This window comes from Pseudomonas fluorescens (assembly GCF_019212185.1).
In the GTDB taxonomy this organism is placed as follows: Bacteria; Pseudomonadota; Gammaproteobacteria; order Pseudomonadales; family Pseudomonadaceae; genus Aquipseudomonas.
On record NZ_CP078138.1, the window covers coordinates 504652 to 522754 of the forward strand.

The 18103-nt window shown below is 61.2% G+C and carries 20 protein-coding genes and 2 tRNA genes; 7 read left to right on the plus strand and 15 right to left on the minus strand.

Going from position 1 to position 18103, the window contains the following annotated elements:
• Positions 1–65: 65 nt before the first annotated feature.
• The 9 genes from KW062_RS02165 to KW062_RS02205 all read right to left on the minus strand — a co-directional run bounded on the left by KW062_RS02165 (position 66) and on the right by KW062_RS02205 (position 7715).
• Positions 66–887, minus strand: coding sequence for an FkbM family methyltransferase (locus tag KW062_RS02165; protein WP_105754086.1), 822 nt, complete (start codon positions 885–887; stop codon positions 66–68).
• 328 nt (positions 888–1215) lie between these two features.
• The gene (locus tag KW062_RS02170) at positions 1216–2445 is read right to left on the minus strand and encodes a methyltransferase (protein WP_105754085.1); all 1230 of its coding nucleotides are present in this window, start codon (positions 2443–2445) and stop codon (positions 1216–1218) included.
• Positions 2426–3115 carry an ABC transporter permease gene (locus KW062_RS02175; protein ID WP_027617340.1) on the minus strand — a complete coding sequence of 230 codons (690 nt, stop codon included), beginning with the start codon at positions 3113–3115 and terminating at the stop codon, positions 2426–2428. Before KW062_RS02175 ends, KW062_RS02170 begins: the two co-directional genes overlap by 20 nt.
• Positions 3112–3807, minus strand: coding sequence for an ABC transporter permease (locus KW062_RS02180; RefSeq protein WP_105754084.1), 696 nt, complete (start codon positions 3805–3807; stop codon positions 3112–3114). The genes KW062_RS02175 and KW062_RS02180 overlap by 4 nt, the downstream gene beginning before the upstream one ends.
• A 77-nt stretch (positions 3808–3884) precedes the next feature.
• Positions 3885–4640: an ABC transporter substrate-binding protein gene (locus KW062_RS02185; protein ID WP_027617342.1), complete on the minus strand. Its 756-nt coding sequence runs from the start codon at positions 4638–4640 to the stop codon at positions 3885–3887.
• A gap of 13 nt (positions 4641–4653) precedes the next feature.
• On the minus strand, positions 4654–5427 hold the full coding sequence (locus KW062_RS02190) for an ABC transporter ATP-binding protein (RefSeq protein WP_027617343.1): 774 nt from the start codon (positions 5425–5427) through the stop codon (positions 4654–4656).
• 395 nt (positions 5428–5822) lie between these two features.
• Positions 5823–6275, minus strand: a complete 453-nt coding sequence (locus tag KW062_RS02195; RefSeq protein ID WP_027617344.1) for a hypothetical protein — start codon at positions 6273–6275, stop codon at positions 5823–5825.
• Between the two features lie 6 nt (positions 6276–6281).
• Positions 6282–6698: a hypothetical protein gene (locus KW062_RS02200; RefSeq protein ID WP_027617345.1), complete on the minus strand. Its 417-nt coding sequence runs from the start codon at positions 6696–6698 to the stop codon at positions 6282–6284.
• 36 nt (positions 6699–6734) lie between these two features.
• The gene (locus tag KW062_RS02205) at positions 6735–7715 is read right to left on the minus strand and encodes an alpha/beta hydrolase family protein (protein ID WP_027617346.1); all 981 of its coding nucleotides are present in this window, start codon (positions 7713–7715) and stop codon (positions 6735–6737) included.
• A gap of 173 nt (positions 7716–7888) precedes the next feature.
• Here KW062_RS02205 and KW062_RS02210 point away from each other — a divergent pair, with 173 nt between their 5' ends.
• The gene (locus tag KW062_RS02210; protein ID WP_105754083.1) at positions 7889–8338 is read left to right on the plus strand and encodes a hypothetical protein; all 450 of its coding nucleotides are present in this window, start codon (positions 7889–7891) and stop codon (positions 8336–8338) included.
• Positions 8339–8415: 77 nt separating this feature from the next.
• Here KW062_RS02210 and KW062_RS02215 read toward each other — a convergent pair.
• The 6 genes from KW062_RS02215 to KW062_RS02240 all read right to left on the minus strand — a co-directional run bounded on the left by KW062_RS02215 (position 8416) and on the right by KW062_RS02240 (position 12800).
• Positions 8416–8491 (minus strand) — tRNA-Phe (locus tag KW062_RS02215).
• 76 nt (positions 8492–8567) lie between these two features.
• Positions 8568–8643: transfer RNA gene (locus tag KW062_RS02220), tRNA-Phe, on the minus strand.
• A gap of 103 nt (positions 8644–8746) precedes the next feature.
• A complete protein-coding gene (locus KW062_RS02225) occupies positions 8747–9019 on the minus strand; it encodes an oxidative damage protection protein (RefSeq protein WP_105754082.1) in 273 nt (90 codons plus the stop codon).
• The gene (gene mutY, locus KW062_RS02230) at positions 9016–10083 is read right to left on the minus strand and encodes an A/G-specific adenine glycosylase (RefSeq protein ID WP_105754081.1); all 1068 of its coding nucleotides are present in this window, start codon (positions 10081–10083) and stop codon (positions 9016–9018) included. The genes KW062_RS02225 and mutY overlap by 4 nt, the downstream gene beginning before the upstream one ends.
• The gene (locus tag KW062_RS02235; RefSeq protein ID WP_105754080.1) at positions 10080–12317 is read right to left on the minus strand and encodes an AsmA family protein; all 2238 of its coding nucleotides are present in this window, start codon (positions 12315–12317) and stop codon (positions 10080–10082) included. The genes mutY and KW062_RS02235 overlap by 4 nt, the downstream gene beginning before the upstream one ends.
• An 84-nt stretch (positions 12318–12401) precedes the next feature.
• A complete protein-coding gene (locus tag KW062_RS02240) occupies positions 12402–12800 on the minus strand; it encodes an acetyl-CoA sensor PanZ family protein (RefSeq protein ID WP_105754079.1) in 399 nt (132 codons plus the stop codon).
• Between the two features lie 274 nt (positions 12801–13074).
• Between KW062_RS02240 and KW062_RS02245 the strand changes: the two genes are divergently transcribed.
• From KW062_RS02245 to hisF, 6 genes are all read left to right on the plus strand, one after another.
• Complete coding sequence (locus KW062_RS02245; RefSeq protein ID WP_105754078.1) at positions 13075–14736, plus strand: OFA family MFS transporter; 1662 nt, start codon at positions 13075–13077, stop codon at positions 14734–14736.
• Between the two features lie 275 nt (positions 14737–15011).
• The gene (gene hisB, locus KW062_RS02250; protein WP_027617353.1) at positions 15012–15605 is read left to right on the plus strand and encodes an imidazoleglycerol-phosphate dehydratase HisB; all 594 of its coding nucleotides are present in this window, start codon (positions 15012–15014) and stop codon (positions 15603–15605) included.
• Complete coding sequence (gene hisH, locus KW062_RS02255) at positions 15605–16243, plus strand: imidazole glycerol phosphate synthase subunit HisH (RefSeq protein ID WP_027617354.1); 639 nt, start codon at positions 15605–15607, stop codon at positions 16241–16243. Before hisB ends, hisH begins: the two co-directional genes overlap by 1 nt.
• Positions 16243–16503 carry a DUF2164 domain-containing protein gene (locus KW062_RS02260; RefSeq protein ID WP_027617355.1) on the plus strand — a complete coding sequence of 87 codons (261 nt, stop codon included), beginning with the start codon at positions 16243–16245 and terminating at the stop codon, positions 16501–16503. The genes hisH and KW062_RS02260 overlap by 1 nt, the downstream gene beginning before the upstream one ends.
• A 40-nt stretch (positions 16504–16543) precedes the next feature.
• Positions 16544–17281, plus strand: coding sequence for a 1-(5-phosphoribosyl)-5-[(5-phosphoribosylamino)methylideneamino]imidazole-4-carboxamide isomerase (hisA, locus tag KW062_RS02265; protein WP_027617356.1), 738 nt, complete (start codon positions 16544–16546; stop codon positions 17279–17281).
• A 9-nt stretch (positions 17282–17290) separates the two neighbouring features.
• Positions 17291–18061 (plus strand): imidazole glycerol phosphate synthase subunit HisF, encoded by a 771-nt coding sequence (gene hisF / locus KW062_RS02270; RefSeq protein ID WP_105754077.1) that lies wholly within the window; start codon positions 17291–17293, stop codon positions 18059–18061.
• Positions 18062–18103: the final 42 nt, after the last annotated feature.

Genomic DNA, 18103 nt, shown 5'->3' on the forward strand with positions numbered 1-18103 from the left:
ATTATAGCGATTGCTTGGCGTCTGTAAACCCCTGAATTCTGACTATTTTTGCGTGGGGCTTTGGGTCAGGCCCGGTGCAGGACTTTCTTGAGCTTTTCCAGGGTGCGCCAGGTGCGGCTGTTGCGCAGGGCGTGGAGTTCGGCTTCGGCAGTTTCGGCGCGTTGGCGTTGGGTGTGCAGGGCGTTTTCCAGGTCGGCGATAGGGTGGCTGAATTTGTGGCCGTAGCAGAACTGGAACTCGTCGAGGTTGCACGGGGCGAGTTCGAAAGCGCCTTTGAACTGCAGGTGTTCTTCGGCCAGGTAGAACGTGTTGAGGCCGTCGAACAGGACGGGTTGATAGCCGGCGTCGGTCAGCAGGTGTTCCCAGGTCTGGTCGCGGGACCACGGGGTTTCGATCAGGATGATCAATGGGCGCCAGCGGCTGAAGTCCATGCCGCGCAGGACGGTTTCTTCGTGGCCTTCGACGTCGATCTTGAGGAAGTGGATCGGGCCCTTGACGTGTTCTTCGCAGATCGAGGTCAGGGTGCGCGAGGTGACGGTGTGGCTGCGTACGTCCATGCCGGCATCCTGATGTTGCTGGGCGACAGCAGGTTCGACGGTGGACAGGCCGGTGTCGGCGATGGCGTAGAAGGTCACATCGGCCGCGTTTTCGCCGGCCACGCATTGCAGGTTGATGTCCCGGGGCCGCTCTGCGCACAGGGCGTCGTGATAGGCCTGCACCGGCTCAATGTTGATACCGTTCCAGCCGCGCTCGTAGAACGCTTTGGTCACGGAATCGGCGCTGGGGTCGTTGGCGCCAACGTCAATGTAAAAACCGTTTTCGAAGTATTTGAGTACGCGCCATAGGCGAATGTCTTCGAAATTCTGTGCGTAGGAAATGAACGTCACGGGCGGTTCCTGTCGGTCACAGGGCACACGCTTGGCGCCCGAGCGCTTTGTATAGCAACAGCTTTCGACCGGCGCAAATGTTGGTGCGTGAGGTCCGGAATTCGGCGTTTATGTCCTTTGGTTTTAACGCTTATGCACAATCGGCAGTTGTTTCAGCGCTGCGCCTCAAGTGTTCCAGCCTTGATTCTCATCAATGCGCAACTGGCTGTTATTCGGTTTGTTTTTTCGTTTGAACAAAAATTATACAGTTGCATTTTTGTTACATGACCCTTGGATCCAAGGGTTTTTGGCAAATTCATCAACAGAGTTATCCACAGGCTGGATGGGCTCAGTGACGTTCCGCCAGTAACAGCAAATTGCGCGGCGTCAGGGTGGCTTGGCAGAAGGTGCCGAGACGAACGACGTAGCCTTGGGATTCAAGGAATAAAGCCCGGTCGAGCAGTAGCCAGAGTTCGAGGGGGCGGCGAAACAACCCGCGCAGCAGTTCGAGGTTGCGCACCTCGGCCAAACGTTGCCAGCCCGCGGCCTCCAGTGCCGGCCAGTCCTGCGCGCCGACTGTGGATAAGTTTTTCAGTGCGGCCAGGTCGCGGCAGTAGTCGGCGAATGGTTTTTCCAGCCAGGCGCTGGGCAGCGACGGGGTTGGCAGGTAGTCGTCACGGCCGCGCAGTTGCCGTTGCAGCAGGTCGAATCCCAGGCGCCGGGCCATGGAGCTGTCGCGCTGGCGGCGGACCCGGGCGCCGGCCGTCACGGTTTCGCTGAGGGGCAGGGCCAGATCATCGAGTGACAGGCGCAATGTGGAGTTCTGCCCGGCAACGGACAGCGCCTGATAGTGGCTGGCATGAATGCGGTTATAGCAGCAGGGAGCGACCGCCAATTGTCGGCAGCCGGCAGCGCTGGCCAATTGCAGCAGGCGCACATGCAGGTCGCCGCAGGCGTGCAGAGCGACCGGGGTCAGGTCGGCGCCCAGGTGCTGGGCGGCATCGTCTGCCAGCACGTCCTGCTGGCGGTGCAAGGCCGGCAGATGATGGTGCTGGCTCAGTGCCTGGCCGCTACTGACCAGCGCTGGGTCGTATTCCAGGCAGGTCAGTTGCTGATCGGCTTGCAGCAGGCGGCGGCCCAGATGACCCTTGCCGGAACACCAGTCGAGCCAGTGTCGGGGGGTGTCGGTGAATCGCAGGCAGGCGGCGAAGGCTTCGATTTGCTGCCACTTGCGCCCCGGCACGTCGACGTTCAGGCGATGAGCGGCGGGCGTGATGGCTTGAATCGGAAGTTCACCGACGGCGCCAAGAGTCGTGGCTTCGGCCGCCAATGCTGGAAAGGGCGCCGGTGCATCGAGTTGTTCAGGGTGGTTGTGACTGTTTTCTGCGTCTTCCAGCGTGCGTTGGCGCAGCCAGGCGGCCAGCCCAGGGTGCGCAGTTTCCCAGGGCAGTTGGCGCTGGGTAAACGGACGCGGGCGCCAGAGTGCCTGGTGCTCGCAAAGGAAGGTGTCGAGGGCGTTGAAGCGGGCGAGCAGGTGCTCGCCCGTCAGCACCGGAGTGTCAGCGTCCCTGGCAGGCATCGACGCGCAACCAGCGCTCCAGCAGCTTGAAGCCGCGCACCAGGATGTAGGCCATCAGCAGGTAGAACATCCCGGCGGCGAAGAAGATCTCCACCGGCAGGTAGGTCCGGGCAATGATGGTGCGGGCCATGCCGGTCAGTTCCAGCAAGGTCACGGTGCTGGCCAGGGCGCTGGCCTTGAGCATCAGGATCACTTCGTTGCTGTAGGCCGGCAGGCCGATCCGCGCGGCACGCGGCAGGATGATGTAGAACAGCGCCTTCGGTCGTGACATGCCGAGCGCCCGGGCGGCTTCGATTTCACCCGGCGGGATGGCCTGGATCGCGCCACGCAGGATCTCGGCGATGTAGGCGGCGGTGTGCAGGGTCATGGTGGCGGTGGCGCACCAGAACGGATCGCGCAGGTACGGCCACATCGCGCTGTTGCGCACTGCATCGAACTGCGCCAGGCCGTAGTAGACCAGGAACAACTGCACCAGCAGCGGCGTGCCGCGGAAGAAGAAGATGTAGGCGTAGGGCAGGGCGCGCACGTACCAGAGCTTGGACGAGCGGGCGATGCCCAGCGGAATGGCCAGCAGCAGGCCGAGGATGACGGCGATGGCCACCAGCTCCAGGGTCAGGGTGGCGCCCTGGGCCAGTTTCGGCAGCCACTTGATGATCACTTCCCAGTTCATTGGGTGCTCCGGGCAAAGCCGCGAGCGGCGCGTTTTTCCAGCAGGTGCATGCCGGTCATGGCAATGACGGTCAGGCCCAGGTACATGAAGGCGGCGACCATGTAGAAGGTGAAGGGCTGCTTGGTCATGGTCACGCCGTTCTGCGCGTGGCGCATGATTTCTTCAAGGCCGATGACGGACACCAGTGCAGTGTCCTTCATCAGGATCATGAACAGGTTGCCCAGCCCCGGCAGGGCGATGCGCCACATCTGCGGCAAGATCAGTTTGGTGAAGATTCGCCATTTCGACAGGCCGAGGGCCACACCGGCTTCGCGGTGGCCTTTGGGGATGGCCAGGATCGCCCCACGGAACACTTCCGTGGCATAGGCGCCGAAGCACAGGCCGAGGGCGATGACGCCGGCGGCGAAGGCGTTGAGGGCCAGGTCGGGGGTGCCGAAGAACTCGCCGATGGCGCGCATCAGGTTGACGGTGCCGAAGTAGATCAGCAGGACCCATAGCAGTTCGGGAATGCCGCGAACCAGGGTCGAGTAGGTGCCGCCAAGCCACTGCAGTGACTTGTACGGAGAAGTCTTGGCCAAGGCGCCGAGCAGGCCGAGCACCAGCCCCAGGCAGAGTGCCGTGAGAGCCAGTTTGACGGTCATCAGCGCGCCAGCGGCGAGCGCCGGGCCGAATCCTTGGAGATCGATAATCATGGAGGTCTATTCAGGTTGCAGCAGGCTTTGCAAAAGACCGGCGCAGCCAGGGGCTGCGCCGGTCAGGCACGTCAGGATCAGTAGATGCTGAACGGGAAGTACTTGTCGTTGATCTTCTTGTAGGTGCCATCAGCGACGATTTCTTTCAGCGCGCTGTTGAGCTTGTTGCGCAGTTCGTCGTCACCCTTGCGCACGGCGATGCCGATCTTGTCGCTTTCCATTACAGGGTCGCCCTTGAACTCGTAGTTCTTGCCAGCGTCGCTTTTCAGCCAGTCGTAGTTGGCGTACTTGTCGGCCAGGATCGCGTCAACGCGACCGGAAGTCAGGTCCAGGTAGGCGTTTTCCTGGGTGTCGTACAGGCTGACCTTGATCTCGTCACCGTAGGTGTCTTCCAGCCAGGTGCCAGCCAGGGTGGCGCGCTGGGTGCCGATGGCCTTGCCCTTGAGGGAGTCCTTGTCGGTCTTGAAATCGACGTTTTTCGGCGCGATGAATTGCAGTTTGTTCGAGTAGTAGGGGTCGGTGAAATCAACCGCCTGCTTGCGTTCGTCGGTGATCGACAGCGAGGACACCAGGAAGTCGAACTTCTTGGCGTTGAGGGCCGGGATGATGCCGTCCCAGTCGGACGTGACGACTTCGCACTCGACCTTCATCTTGGCGCACAGGGCGTCGCCGATGTCTTTGTCGAAGCCGACGACCTGGCCGCTGGCATCCTTGTTGTTGAATGGCGGGTAGGCCGCCTCGATACCCATCCGCAGTTTTTCCGCGGCCATGGCGTTGGCCGAGAACACCAGAGTGGCGGCCGCGGCCAGGATGAATTTCTTGTAGGTCTGCATGCGGGTAGCTCCGTTAGCGGTTGCTGGACATGAATTGTTTGCAGCGCGCCGAAAGCGGGTTTTCAAACACCTGCTGTGGCGATCCTTGCTCTTCGACCAGGCCCTGGTGCAGGAACACCACTTCACTGGAAACCTGGCGGGCAAAGCCCATTTCATGGGTGACCAGCAGCATGGTGCGGCCTTCTTCGGCCAGGGCGCGGATCACATTAAGTACTTCCTGAACCATTTCCGGGTCAAGTGCGGAAGTCGGCTCGTCGAACAGAATCACTTTCGGCTGCATCGCCAGGGTGCGGGCAATGGCTGCGCGTTGTTGCTGACCGCCGGACAGTTGTGCGGGATAGGCATGGCGCTTGTCGCTGATGCCAACCTTGGCCAGCAGGGCTTCGGCGACTTCGGTGGCCTCGGCCTTGCTCTGCCCCAGCACCCGGCGCGGCGCCTCGATGATGTTGTCGAGCACGCTCATGTGCGGCCACAGATTGAAATTTTGAAACACAAAACCGATTTCGCTGCGCAGGCGATTGATCTGTTTGCCATCGGCGGCCACCAGTTCGCCGTTTTTCGCGGCCTTGAGCTTGAGCTCTTCGCCGGCCACCAGGATCTGCCCCTGGTTGGGGTTTTCCAGCAGGTTGATGCAACGCAGGAACGTCGATTTGCCGGAGCCGGAGGAACCCAGGATCGAGATCACATCGCCGTCGCGTGCGGTCAGCGAGACGCCCTTGAGCACCTCGAGCTGGCCGTAGCGTTTGTGCAGGTTGCGGATTTCAAGCGCGGGCGTGGCCTCGGCCATGTGCGGTCCTCATTGTGTTCATTGGTGCTTGTGCTGTTGGGCAGCCTTCCTGGCGAGGCGCCAAGCTAGCATAGCGATGGAATGGCGGCCAACAGCCCCACGGGGCGTACACGGGATGTGGTGAGCAGGTGTCGCATCGACGCAGCAGACTGTCGCGCCATCAACAACCGAGCATCTGCCTGATGCCATGTGTGCGTGGGGGGAGCGTAAAAAAAGGCGCGATGGTGCCAGCTTTGGCCGGGGGTTGGAAGGCTTGAGCGGACATTCGGTCTAGATCTGCACAATTATTGTGCACGAGGATTTTGGTGCGGCGGGGCGATAACTGCGTCATGCCTTGAAATAATTTGCCGGCCCGTGGCGGCCAGGCCACGGGTCGATCATCACTGCTGACCTGGTTATTCAGCCTTGTCTTCTGGCGCTTCCAGGGACGCACGGTAGCTGTCCAGGGCCTTGCCGAAATCGCTGATGAATTGTGGCTCGGTCAACCAGGCCTGGGCGGTCTCGCGGTCCATGCCGTCGGCCCACATGCGGTAGTCGATCAACATGTCGGCAGCCAGGTGGGTGGCAGCCATCGATTCGTTCTCGGCATTTTCCAGGTCCAGCAATTCTGGACGTTCATTGATGATGCCGCTGAGGTCGTTCAGCAGGATCAACAGCATTTCGTCGCGGCTGGTGGCTTCGGCTGCATGCATCTTGCTGAACATGGCCAGGGTGTATTCGGGGATCGGTTCGGCCAGGTGGCCGGTGTCGTCGTCCAGCGCCAGCGGCTTGCGGCCGACCATGCGGATTTGCTTGGCTTTGGCCTTGGCGCGTTTGGCGCGTTTTTGCTGCTTGTTCGGGGATGCCATGTAATGTCAGTTCGCTGTGTGTTGAGAGTTGGCCGCGATAGCGTCGGAGGCCGCCACGTAGTCGGCCTGGAATGCCGGGGATTCGATCCACGCCAGGGCGCCGGCTTCGTCGGTCTCGGTGGACCATTGGCGATATTCGATCAGGGCCGCGAGGATGAAGTCCATCGCGCCTTCTTCGCCTTCCTGCTCGAACACCAGCTCCAGCAGCGGGTCTTCGAGGAAGGCTTGGCACATGGCCTGCTGGCTGGTTTTTTCGGCGTCGATCATCTTTTTGAACAGCTCGGTCAGGTCGACTGACTCGAAGTCGATGCGGTCATCGTTCGGGTCCAGCTCCACTTGCGGCGCTGCGCGCTGGGTGCGGTTTTGCTTGGCCTTGGCTTTGGCGCGGGAGGCGCGTTTTTGCTGCTTGTTCGCGGATGCCATGGGCGTCGTTCCGTATTTCGTCGAGAGGGTACAGGCCTAGCGACTGCGCGGTACTCGCCGTCCGGGGTGATCGGGGGCCAGCTCGCCGTGTTGCAGCCAGGACAATGCAATGGGCCATAGTGTGGCTTGGTATGGGCTGCGAAAAAAGCCGAAATGTCCGACTTGTTGTTCGCCGATGTCCTGTGGGGCGATTCGCAAGTGGGTGTTCGAGCTGCCGCTGAAGTAACCCAGCAGGCGTTCGATAGCCGGCACGGTGCCGTAGGGATCGTCGCTGAGGCTGATGGCCAGGGTGTTTGCGGTTACCCCGGCGAACGGCAGGCTTGCGCCCTTGGTGGCCAGTCGACGGCCGCTGGGGCGCTGCTCGTAGCGGGCGGTGGAAAAGGCCCAGTCGCGAACCACGCCGGCCGGTGTGTCCTCCAGCCAGCCCAGGCGCTTACCGGGGAAGTAGCCGCACACCAGGGTGACCAGCGGCATCAGCACATGCCACTTGCCGAGCATCTGCCAGCGCTGGGCGGGTGTGTAGTCGCGCCAGTAGGCGAACTGCGCGCCGACCGTTACCAGGCGGCGAATCAGGTGTCCGGAATTTGCCAGCCCCGCCGCGCAGCCGCCAAAGCTATGGCCAACGACATCGATCGGCTGGCCGGGAAACTCACGCTGGGCGCGCATGAGCATGGCCTCGAAGTCCAGCGCGCCCCAATCCGACCAGCTTGCCTGCAAGGTCTTCATCGATGCCGGACGTGACTCGCCGATGCCCCGGTAGTCGTAGGTGATGACGTCGAAGCCGTTGGCGAACAGGTAGTCGGCGAAGCGCGAGTAATGCCGGCAGCGCACCGAGGTGGCGGCATTGATGATCACCACGGCGCGGGAGGTGGTCGTAGCGCCCTGGCGCCAGGTGAAGCCGCCAAGGGGGAAGCCATCGGCGGCGCGTTCCTGGAACGGCTCGGCGCGCAGGGCGGCGGCGGTCAGCGGCAAGGCCATCTGGGAGGGAGTCGGAGTAGGGGCGTCCTGCACATTCATCGGCTTCGAACCTCGGCGGCTAGCTGCCAACCATAGTCCGGCAATCGGTGATCAACAATCGGCTAGTGCGTTTTGCAGTGGGCTCAAGTGCCAATCAATCTGAAACGTCGTCTGGCTCGATGACCTCCAAAGTAGGTAACGAATGGGTTCTGATGAGCCCGGGAGTTGTCATCATGAAACACGTCCATTCTTTCATCGTGCCTGTTGCTGCGCTCGGCTTGCTGATATTTCCGCTGATAGTGCAGGCCGTCAGTGACGAGGCAATTGACAGCGCCGGCGTGCGGGCGCAACCAGAGCAGCAAAACGGCATCACCTACCTGACGGGTGGGATCGGCGAGGACGAATCGCGCAGCATCCAGCAAAGCCAGGGCTATAACTTGCACATGACATTCGCCGTGGGCGCGCAAAACCAGTACACCTCTGACGTGGATGTATCGGTGGAAAAGGCGTCAGGGCAGACCGTGTTGAATCTGGATAACGTTGGGCCGCTGGTCTACGTGCGATTGCCGGCGGGCAAGTACTCGGTGGTTGCTACGCGCAATGGCGAAGTGCGGCATGACGTGGCGGATGTTGGTAATGGAGCGGCGCGAAACCTGGTGTTCCACTGGAACGACGCGCAATGACGGGGAGGGTGGAAGGCTTCCTGGCTTTCCTGCAGGCATAAAAAAACCCTGAATCTTGCGATTCAGGGTTTTTGTATTGGTGCCCAGAGACGGAATCGAACCGCCGACACGGGGATTTTCAATCCCCTGCTCTACCGACTGAGCTATCTGGGCGAGATAACAAAAAACCCGCGCTAGGCGGGCTTTTTGTAGCTTTCGGGTGATTTTGACACCACCTGAAATGAATAAGTGGTGCCCAGAGACGGAATCGAACCGCCGACACGGGGATTTTCAATCCCCTGCTCTACCGACTGAGCTATCTGGGCAACGGGGCGCATTAAACGGCTTTTTCAGGGGGTCGTCAAGCGGGTTTTCAGAAAAATTTTAATTTATTCCGTCGCTTACGATCCGACCCCCGATTTTGCGGGGTTATTCCACTGGTGGAACGTAGCCTTCGGCCTTGGCGTAATCTTCGCCCGAGAAGAACTTGTCCATCTCGCCCTGCAGGTATTTGCGGTCTTCAGCGTTCATCATGTTCAAACGCTTCTCGTTGATCAGCAGGGTCTGGTGTTTCTGCCAGTCGGCCCAAGCTTTATGCGAGACGTGATCGAAAATGTCCTGGCCTTTGGCGCCCGGGAAGGGAGCGCGCTCCAGGCCCGGCAGTTCTTCTTGGTACTTGCGGCACATGATGGTGCGGGTCATGACGACTCTCCTGCGTTCAATACGTCGGCCGCGCGCTTCAGCAGTTTCTTCACCGGGGCGGCGAGGCCCAGGCGCGGCGGGGTGGCGAGGTTATACCAGAGCCAGTCGGCCTCGGCCACGTGCTGGCCGGCCTCCTGGACCTGAACCAGCCAGGGTTCGATAGCCAACTGGAAATGGCTGAAGGTGTGGACCAGGTTCGGCAGTTCGGTTTGCCTGCCCAGTTGCAGCGAATGTTGCAGGGCCAAGTGCTCGAGGTCGCCGAGGTCGTCCAGTTCCGGCAGGCTCCACAGGCCGCCCCAGAGACCGGTGGATGGGCGCCGGTAAAGCAGAATGGCGCCGTCGCGGTTGGCCAGCAATGGCATGAGGGTGCGCTTTTGCGGCACAGTCTTGCGCGGTTTGGGAATCGGGTAGCGGGTTTCCAGGCCCAACAGGTGCGCCTTACAGCCGTTTTTCAGCGGGCACAGCAGGCAACTGGGTTTGCTGCGGGTGCAGAGGGTTGCGCCCATGTCCATCATCGCCTGGGTGTAGGCGTTGACGCGGTCTTGGGGAGTAAAGCGCTCTGCCGTGGCCCATAGCTGTTTGGCGACCTTCGGCTCGCCCGGGTAGCCCTCCTGCGCGGTATAGCGCGCCAGAACCCGTTTGACGTTACCGTCGAGGATCGGTGCGCGCAGGCCCATGCTCAGGCTGGCGATGGCGCCGGCGGTAGACAGGCCGATGCCCGGCAGCTCGGTGAGTTTTTCCACATCGCGGGGAAACTCGCCACCGTACTCGGCGACCACGATTTTTGCAGTCTTCTGCAGGTTGCGGGCGCGGGTGTAGTATCCCAGCCCGGTCCACAGGTGCAGCACCTCATCTTCCGGCGCCGCCGCCAGAGCCTCGACCGTGGGCAGCGAGGCCATGAAACGGTCGAAGTAGTTCAGCACGGTGCTGACCTGGGTCTGCTGCAACATGATCTCCGAGACCCACACCCGGTAGGGCGTGATGCCCTGCTGCCAAGGTAAGTCATGGCGGCCGTGGCGGTCGTACCAATCAAGCACCGCCGTGGAAAATTGCTCGGCTCTCATCGTTTGAACAGCCCCTTGAGTGCGTCTTTGAGTTCTGGGCTGACCTTGTCACCAAGCTTCTCGTCGATTTTCTCGCTGAGCTTATCGTTAAGCTTGTCGCCCGCCATTTTGGCGGCGACCTGGCCGAGGCGTTCGTTGTCCAGGCGGCAGGCTTTGGCGCCAAGCTCCAGCGGGCCACGGCAGCGCAGTGGCCATTCGATGCCGACGAATTTATCACCGACCTGGCAGGCCGGATCAGGCATCTCGCGCTGGTCGCCTTCGACGATGATGCCGACGCGGTAATCCATGCCTAGCACGCGCAGATCGAGGTCGCCATTGCCGTTGACGGTCATGCCGGGAATACGCACTTTCAGGTCCGGGTTACTGGCCACGCCGTTACGCAAGGTCAGGTTGCCCTTGAGCTCCTGGAACGGCGTGTCCTTGCCGCGTGGTTCGCCGCTCAGGGTTTTGCGATTGAGGGTGGCGATGCCTTTGCACAACTGTTGTTCAAGATTGGCGTTGAGCAGCACGCCGTTGTTGATCACGAAGCTGGCGTTGCCGTTGAGGCTGTCGATCAGGGTTTTCTGGCTATTGCCGTTGGCGGTCAGGTTGCTGTTGAGCGTTACCAGCCCTTTGACCGGTGGATTCTTGCCCTGGCTTTCGAGGATTTTTTCCGCGGGTACCCGGCTGATCGCGGTCTGCATGCTCAGCGCCGGCACCGTCTGACGCACGTCGAGGGTGCCCTTGGCGTTGAACGTGCCGTTGTACAGCTCTCCACTGAGGTTCTGCAGAGTCAGCAGGCCGCCCTGGCCCGTGGCCTTGAGCGCGGCGTTCTGGATCGGCAGTTTGTCCAGAGTCAGTTGGCCGAAGGTCAGCTCGGCATCCAGGTCGAGCTTGCTCAGGCGCTCGGTGGGGATCAGCTTGTCGGTGCTCCAGGCGCCTTTGGTCGGCGCATTCGGCAGCGGGGTGCTGCCAGCGCCGGCCATGGCGTCGGCCTCGGTGCTGCTGACTTCCGCCTGGCGGGCCACGGCAGCGCTGTTGGCCTCGGCGGATTTCGGTGGCAGGTAGCGATCAGCATTGAAGGTGTCGCCCTTGAGCTGCACGCGCAGCGCTTGCTTGGCGAAGTCTTCGACGGCGATGCGGCCGCTGAAGGTGCTGTCGTCGAGCTTCAGGTTGATATTGTCCAGCGCCACACTGGTTGGGGTCGCAGCGATGCGGCTGACCAGTTCGACTTTGCTCAGGCTGCCTTCGCCCATGGCCGGCAGTTTCTGCCCGATGCTGTCGACGAATTTCGCCAGGTCGAACTGGGCAATCGACAACGCGCCGCTGATTTGCGGGGTCTTGTCGAGGTCGTTGGCCTTCAGCTCGCCGAGGGCGCGCAACTGGTTGATCGACAGCTTGATGCCAGTCCATTCAGCGACGTTCGCCGCTTTATCCACGGCGACTTGCCCTTGGGCGGAGAAGGTCACGGCCTTGCCTTCGAGTGGCTCGCCGGTCAGTTCGCCGGTGAGTTTCATGTCTTCGAATTTGTAGCGCTGCAGGGCGCGCTCGAAACGCAACTCGCCGTTCAGTTCACTGCGTACCCGCAGGGCCGGCTGGTTGCTGGAGAGGAAGGCGGTGAGCTTGACGTCGATATTGGTCGAGTCGTGCACCGGGCCGGTGCTCAACTGGATGCTTTCGGCGCTGAATTGCTTGCCGGTGCGCTCGTCGGTGTATTCCACGCGAGCGTTGTTGACGGTCAGGCTGTCGATGTCGAGGCGCATCGGCTGCGCGGGTTTTTCCGTGCTGGCGGGGGTCTCGCTGGTTGGTGCAGGGCTGCTCGCGGGCGTACCGGTGCTGTTCGCTACGGGAGCGGCTTTGCCGATGTCTTCCCAGTTGCCGTGGCCATCCTTGTCGCGATTCAGGCGCAGGTTCAGGCCTTCGACGCGCACGTCGCTCATCTGCACTTCACGGCGCAGCAGCGGCAATACGCGTACCGACAGGCCGAGCATTTGCAGGTCGGCGAAGGGCGCAGTGGGGTTGGCCAGGGTCGCGACACTGGCTTCGTGCAGTTCAAGACCGAGCCAGGGGAACAGGCTCCAGCCGATATCGCCATTGAGCGTCAGCTCGATGTGGGCCTTGTCGCGGGCAATCTGGCGAATCTCGTCTTTGTAGTCATTGGGGTCGAACAAGTGGGTCAGGGCAAAGCCCAGGGCCACAATGACCAGCAATAGCCCGAGAAGTACCAGACCCAGGATTTTGCCGAACGCTTTCATGGGCGAGTCCTTGTAGAGAGTCGAATTCGAAATTTAGCCGGGGAGTATAGCGCCCCGAAACTGACGACTGGTCAGCGATCACATTTACAGCAGGTCCAGCGGCAACTTGAGCTTGGCGGCCAGGGCCTGCGCCTCCAGGTGGCCGCCAGGGGCCAGCAGATGCAAGGTCGCGCCAGCGCGCTCGGCCATGTTGCGGGCCTCGCAGATCAGGCGCTCGGCCACCCCACGGCGTCGGGTCACTTTGCGTACGCACAGATGCGACAACTGCCACACGGGCGCCTGGCGGTCCAGTCGCGCGGCGCCCAGCAGGCGGTCGTTGAAGCGCCCGGCGATCAGGCTGCCGTCAGACAAGCTATCTTCAATCAGTTGACGTTCATCGGCGTAGGGCGCGAACAGCCACTGCGGGGCGTCCTGATAAATTTTCTGCAGATCCTGCTGATCCTGATAGCTGGGGCTGTGCAGCGATTCGACAACGATGGGCATGGGAATTCCTTGCAGAGAGCGATCCTGACTGTTCGCTCCAGGGTTAAAACGGTTTTTTGCCGGGTGATCGACGCAAATCACCTGAAAAAAGGCCTGATCGGTCAGGTTTTTCCAGGTCGGGCAAATGCTACCCTGCGGCCGTTCGTCGGTATCGCTGCGACCTGTTGTCGCGCAGAGAGTTGCTTCATTCGAAAAAACGGTCATGCCTGGTGTGCAACAAGGCCGGGAACGAGGTCAATCCGGCGAACCATACTAATAATTGGGGGAAACACAAATGAGCACGAGCACCGTGGCCGGCAATAGTGCCGCCGAACCGGCGTTCCTGTCCAAGGAACGCATCATCGCCAAGCCCGGTTTCAACCGCTGGCTGGTTCCACCGGCCGCATTGGCCATCCACCTGTGCATCGGCATGGCCTATGGCTTCTCGGTCTTCTGGTTGCCGCTGTCCAAGGCGTTGGGCGTGACCGCGCCGATTGCGTGCGCGCCGGACATGAGCTTTATCGCGCAAGTTTTCTCATCGCAGTGCGACTGGCCGATCTCGATGCTCGGCTGGATCTACACGCTGTTCTTCATCTTCCTCGGTTGCTCGGCAGCCATCTGGGGCGGCTGGCTGGAGCACGCCGGACCGCGCAAGGCGGGTGTGGTGTCGGCGCTGTGCTGGTGCGGCGGCCTGCTGATTTCCGCGCTGGGTATCTATACCCACCAGATCTGGCTGATGTGGCTCGGCTCCGGCGTCATCGGCGGGATTGGCCTGGGCCTGGGCTACATTTCCCCGGTCTCGACCTTGATCAAATGGTTTCCGGACAAGCGCGGCATGGCCACCGGCATGGCGATCATGGGGTTCGGTGGTGGGGCCATGGTCGGCGCGCCGTTGGCGGCTGCCTTGATGAGCCATTTTGCTTCGCCAAGCGGTGTCGGCGTCTGGCAGAGCTTCCTGGTAATGGCGGCGATCTACCTGGTGTTCATGATTGGCGGTGCGATGTCCTACCGTGTTCCGCCGACCGGCTGGAAGCCTGAAGGCTGGACACCGCCGGAGAAAAAAACCGCGAACGCGATGATCACTCATCGCCATGTCCACGTGAACGTTGCATGGAAAACCCCGCAGTTCCGCCTGGTCTGGCTGGTGTTGTGCCTGAACGTTTCGGCCGGTATCGGCATCCTCGGCATGGCTTCGCCGCTGCTGCAAGAGGTGTTCGGCGGCAAGCTGCTGGGCAATGACTTGCCTTTCGGCGCGCTGGATGCCGGACAATTGGCGTCGATTGCGGCGATCGCGGCGGGCTTCACAGGCTTGCTGAGCCTGTTCAACATCGGCGGGCGCTTCTTCTGGGCGTCGTTTTCCGACTACCTGGGACGAAAAAATACCTACTTCGTGTTCTTCGCCCTAGGTTTTGCCCTCTATGCGTTGATCCCGAATCTCGGGCACCTGGGTAACGTTTCGCTGTTTGTCGCGGCGTTCTGCATCATCCTCTCGATGTACGGCGGCGGTTTTGCCACCGTGCCGGCCTACCTCGCCGACCTGTTCGGTACGCAAATGGTTGGTGCCATTCACGGTCGTTTGCTTACCGCCTGGGCCGCAGCCGGTGTACTCGGCCCGGTGCTGGTGAACTACCTGCGTGAGTATCAGTTGAGCATCGGCGTTGAGCGTGCGGCGGCCTATGACATCACTCTGTACATCCTCGCCGGCCTGCTGGTGCTCGGGTTCCTGTGCAATCTGCTGGTGCGGCCGGTGGCCGACAAGTACTTCATGACCGACGCCGAACTCGCCGCCGAACAGGCGCTGGGCCACGACAAGGGCGCCAACAGCAGCACCGTGCTGGAGTGGAAAGCCTCTTCGGGCAGCGTGCCGTTGGCGGTGGCGGCCTGGCTGGCGGTGGGGATTCCGCTGGCGTGGGGGATCTGGGTGACGTTGCAGAAGACGGCAGTGTTGTTCCACTAACACCGTTGCCCTTGTGTAGGAGCGAGCCTGCTCGCGAAGGCGGTCTGACAATCGACGGCGATGTTGAATGTGAGGTCCCCTTCGCGAGCAGGCTCGCTCCCACAGTAGTTTTGTGCAGTGGTTTGAAAACATGGCCGACATGTCTTGTATGGACATGTCTATCCCCGCAAATACGGGCTTCTATCCGTCAGCCATCTCACCTCGCATGTTTCTGTTTCCCGCCCGCACGCCTATACTGGCTGCCTTTTTCGCCCAATGATTTTGCGGAGCTGGTGATGGCCGAACGTATTGCCTCCGTCGAGCGCGACACTCTGGAAACCCAGATCAAAGCCTCGATCAACCTGGATGGCACCGGAAAGGCCCGATTTGATATCGGTGTACCTTTTCTTGAGCACATGCTGGACCAGATCGCCCGTCACGGGCTGATCGACCTGGATATCGAGAGCAAGGGCGACCTGCATATCGACGATCACCACACCGTGGAAGACGTCGGTATCACCTTGGGCCAAGCCTTCAGCAAAGCCATTGGCGACAAGAAAGGCATCCGTCGTTATGGCCACGCCTATGTGCCGCTCGACGAAGCGCTGTCGCGCGTGGTGATCGACTTCTCCGGCCGGCCAGGCCTGCAGATGCACGTTCCCTACACTCGCGCGACCGTTGGTGGCTTCGACGTGGACTTGTTCCAGGAGTTCTTCCAGGGCTTCGTCAACCACGCCAACGTCACCCTGCACATCGACAATCTGCGTGGGCACAACACCCACCACCAGATCGAAACCGTGTTCAAGGCTTTCGGCCGCGCCCTGCGCATGGCCGTCGAGCTGGATGACCGCATGGCCGGGCAAATGCCCTCGACCAAGGGCGTCCTGTAATGCAGACCGTTGCGGTAATCGATTACGGCATGGGTAACCTGCACTCGGTGGCCAAGGCGTTGGAACACGTCGGTGCCGGCAAGGTGCTGATTACCAGCGATGCCAGCGTGATTCGCGAAGCCGACCGGGTGGTCTTCCCCGGTGTCGGCGCGATTCGCGACTGCATGGCTGAGATTCGTCGCCTGGGCTTCGACTCGCTGGTCCGTGAAGTCAGCCAGGATCGTCCGTTCCTCGGCATCTGTGTGGGCATGCAGGCCTTGCTCGATCACAGTGAAGAGAACGACGGAGTTGACTGCATCGGCCTGTTCCCGGGTCAGGTGAAGTTTTTCGGCAAAGACCTGCACGAAGACGGCGAACACCTGAAAGTCCCGCACATGGGCTGGAACGAAGTGCAGCAGACGGTGGATCACCCGCTGTGGCACAACATTCCTGACCTGGCGCGCTTTTACTTCGTGCACAGCTACTACATCGCCGCCGGTAATCCGCGCCAGGTGGTAGGTGGCGGTCACTACGGCCAGAATTTCGCCGCCGCACTGGCCGAAGGCTCGCGCTTCGCCGTGCAGTTCCACCCGGAGAAGAGCCATTCCCACGGCCTGCAGTTGCTGCAGAACTTCGCCGCGTGGGACGGTCGCTGGTAATGGCGGTCAAGAAGTCAAAGCCGCCGATCCTGCGGCTCACCGCCGAGCAGGAGAACGAGGCCAACAGCAAGATCAAGCGGTTCATGGAGGACCGCTTCGAACTCGACCTCGGTACGTTCGAGGCGGCTGAGATTCTTGAGCTGTTTACCCGCGAAATTGCTCCGCACTATTACAACAGGGCGATTTTCGATGTGCAGACGCACCTCAAAGAGAGGTTTGAAAGCATCGAAAGCGACCTGTGGGCGCTCGAAAAAAACTGATTTCGAGCAACGCTGAAAAATCGAATTGAAGGTTTGCCAGATGCTGATTATTCCCGCTATCGATCTTAAAGACGGTGCCTGTGTACGTCTGCGCCAGGGCCGTATGGAAGATTCCACGGTGTTCTCCGATGACCCGGTGAGCATGGCCGCCAAATGGGTGGAGGGCGGCTGCCGTCGTCTGCATCTGGTCGACCTGAACGGCGCCTTCGAAGGCCAGCCAGTCAACGGCGAAGTCGTCACTGCGATCGCCAAGCGCTACCCGAACCTGCCGATCCAGATCGGCGGCGGTATCCGCTCCCTGGAAACCATCGAGCACTACGTGAAAGCGGGTGTGAGCTACGTGATCATCGGCACCAAGGCCGTGAAAGATCCTGCGTTCGTCGCCGAAGCTTGCCGCGCGTTTCCGGGCAAAATCATCGTGGGTCTGGATGCCAAAGACGGTTTTGTCGCCACCGACGGCTGGGCTGAAATCAGCACCATCCAGGTGATCGACCTGGCCAAGCAGTTTGAAGCCGACGGCGTCTCTTCGATTGTTTATACCGACATCGCCAAAGACGGCATGATGCAGGGCTGCAACGTACCGTTCACCGCCGCACTGGCTGCTGCAACAAAGATCCCGGTGATCGCTTCCGGCGGCATCCACAACCTGGGCGACATCAAGACCCTGCTCGACGCCAAGGCCCCCGGTATCATCGGCGCTATCACCGGCCGTGCGATCTACGAAGGCACTCTCGACGTCGCCGAGGCGCAAGCCTTCTGCGATTCGTACAAAGGCTGAGGACTGACCATGGCGCTGGCCAAACGCATCATCCCTTGCCTGGACGTAGACAACGGCCGGGTGGTCAAGGGTGTGAAATTCGAGAACATTCGTGACGCCGGCGACCCGGTGGAAATTGCCCGTCGCTACGATGAGCAGGGTGCCGACGAGATTACTTTTCTCGACATCACCGCCAGCGTCGACGGCCGCGATACCACGCTGCACACCGTCGAGCGCATGGCCAGCCAGGTGTTCATCCCGCTGACCGTCGGCGGTGGCGTACGCACCGTGCAGGACATTCGCAACCTGCTCAATGCCGGTGCGGACAAGGTCTCGATCAACACCGCGGCAGTGTTCAACCCGGAATTCGTCGGCGAAGCCGCTCAGCATTTCGGCTCGCAGTGCATCGTGGTCGCCATCGACGCCAAGAAAGTCTCGTTGCCGGGCGAAACCCCGCACTGGGAGATCTTCACCCATGGCGGACGCAAACCTACCGGGTTGGATGCGGTGGAGTGGGCGAAGAAGATGGAAGGCTTGGGGGCCGGTGAGATCCTGCTGACCAGCATGGATCAGGATGGCATGAAAAGCGGCTTCGACCTGGGCGTGACCCGTGCCATCAGCGACGCGCTGGGCATTCCGGTCATCGCCTCCGGCGGCGTTGGCAACCTGCAGCACCTGGCCGATGGCATCCTCGAAGGTCACGCCAGTGCAGTACTGGCGGCCAGTATTTTCCACTTCGGTGAGTACACCGTGCCGGAAGCGAAGGCCTACATGGCGGCACGCGGGATCGTGGTTCGCTAAAGGCCAGTGGACAGCATGGCGGGCTCAAGGCAAGCTTGGGCA

Bases quoted from the DNA above. Each gene is read 5' to 3' on its own strand.
- KW062_RS02170 (WP_105754085.1), bottom strand. From the start codon at position 2,445: ATGCCTGCCAGGGACGCTGACACTCCGGTGCTGACGGGCGAGCACCTG.
- KW062_RS02175 (WP_027617340.1), bottom strand. From the start codon at position 3,115: ATGAACTGGGAAGTGATCATCAAGTGGCTGCCGAAACTGGCCCAGGGC.
- KW062_RS02180 (WP_105754084.1), bottom strand. From the start codon at position 3,807: ATGATTATCGATCTCCAAGGATTCGGCCCGGCGCTCGCCGCTGGCGCG.
- KW062_RS02185 (WP_027617342.1), bottom strand. From the start codon at position 4,640: ATGCAGACCTACAAGAAATTCATCCTGGCCGCGGCCGCCACTCTGGTG.
- KW062_RS02190 (WP_027617343.1), bottom strand. From the start codon at position 5,427: ATGGCCGAGGCCACGCCCGCGCTTGAAATCCGCAACCTGCACAAACGC.
- KW062_RS02195 (WP_027617344.1), bottom strand. From the start codon at position 6,275: ATGGCATCCCCGAACAAGCAGCAAAAACGCGCCAAACGCGCCAAGGCC.
- KW062_RS02200 (WP_027617345.1), bottom strand. From the start codon at position 6,698: ATGGCATCCGCGAACAAGCAGCAAAAACGCGCCTCCCGCGCCAAAGCC.
- KW062_RS02205 (WP_027617346.1), bottom strand. From the start codon at position 7,715: ATGAATGTGCAGGACGCCCCTACTCCGACTCCCTCCCAGATGGCCTTG.
- KW062_RS02210 (WP_105754083.1), top strand. From the start codon at position 7,889: ATGAAACACGTCCATTCTTTCATCGTGCCTGTTGCTGCGCTCGGCTTG.
- KW062_RS02225 (WP_105754082.1), bottom strand. From the start codon at position 9,019: ATGACCCGCACCATCATGTGCCGCAAGTACCAAGAAGAACTGCCGGGC.
- mutY (WP_105754081.1), bottom strand. From the start codon at position 10,083: ATGAGAGCCGAGCAATTTTCCACGGCGGTGCTTGATTGGTACGACCGC.
- KW062_RS02235 (WP_105754080.1), bottom strand. From the start codon at position 12,317: ATGAAAGCGTTCGGCAAAATCCTGGGTCTGGTACTTCTCGGGCTATTG.
- KW062_RS02240 (WP_105754079.1), bottom strand. From the start codon at position 12,800: ATGCCCATCGTTGTCGAATCGCTGCACAGCCCCAGCTATCAGGATCAG.
- KW062_RS02245 (WP_105754078.1), top strand. From the start codon at position 13,075: ATGAGCACGAGCACCGTGGCCGGCAATAGTGCCGCCGAACCGGCGTTC.
- hisB (WP_027617353.1), top strand. From the start codon at position 15,012: ATGGCCGAACGTATTGCCTCCGTCGAGCGCGACACTCTGGAAACCCAG.
- hisH (WP_027617354.1), top strand. From the start codon at position 15,605: ATGCAGACCGTTGCGGTAATCGATTACGGCATGGGTAACCTGCACTCG.
- KW062_RS02260 (WP_027617355.1), top strand. From the start codon at position 16,243: ATGGCGGTCAAGAAGTCAAAGCCGCCGATCCTGCGGCTCACCGCCGAG.
- hisA (WP_027617356.1), top strand. From the start codon at position 16,544: ATGCTGATTATTCCCGCTATCGATCTTAAAGACGGTGCCTGTGTACGT.
- hisF (WP_105754077.1), top strand. From the start codon at position 17,291: ATGGCGCTGGCCAAACGCATCATCCCTTGCCTGGACGTAGACAACGGC.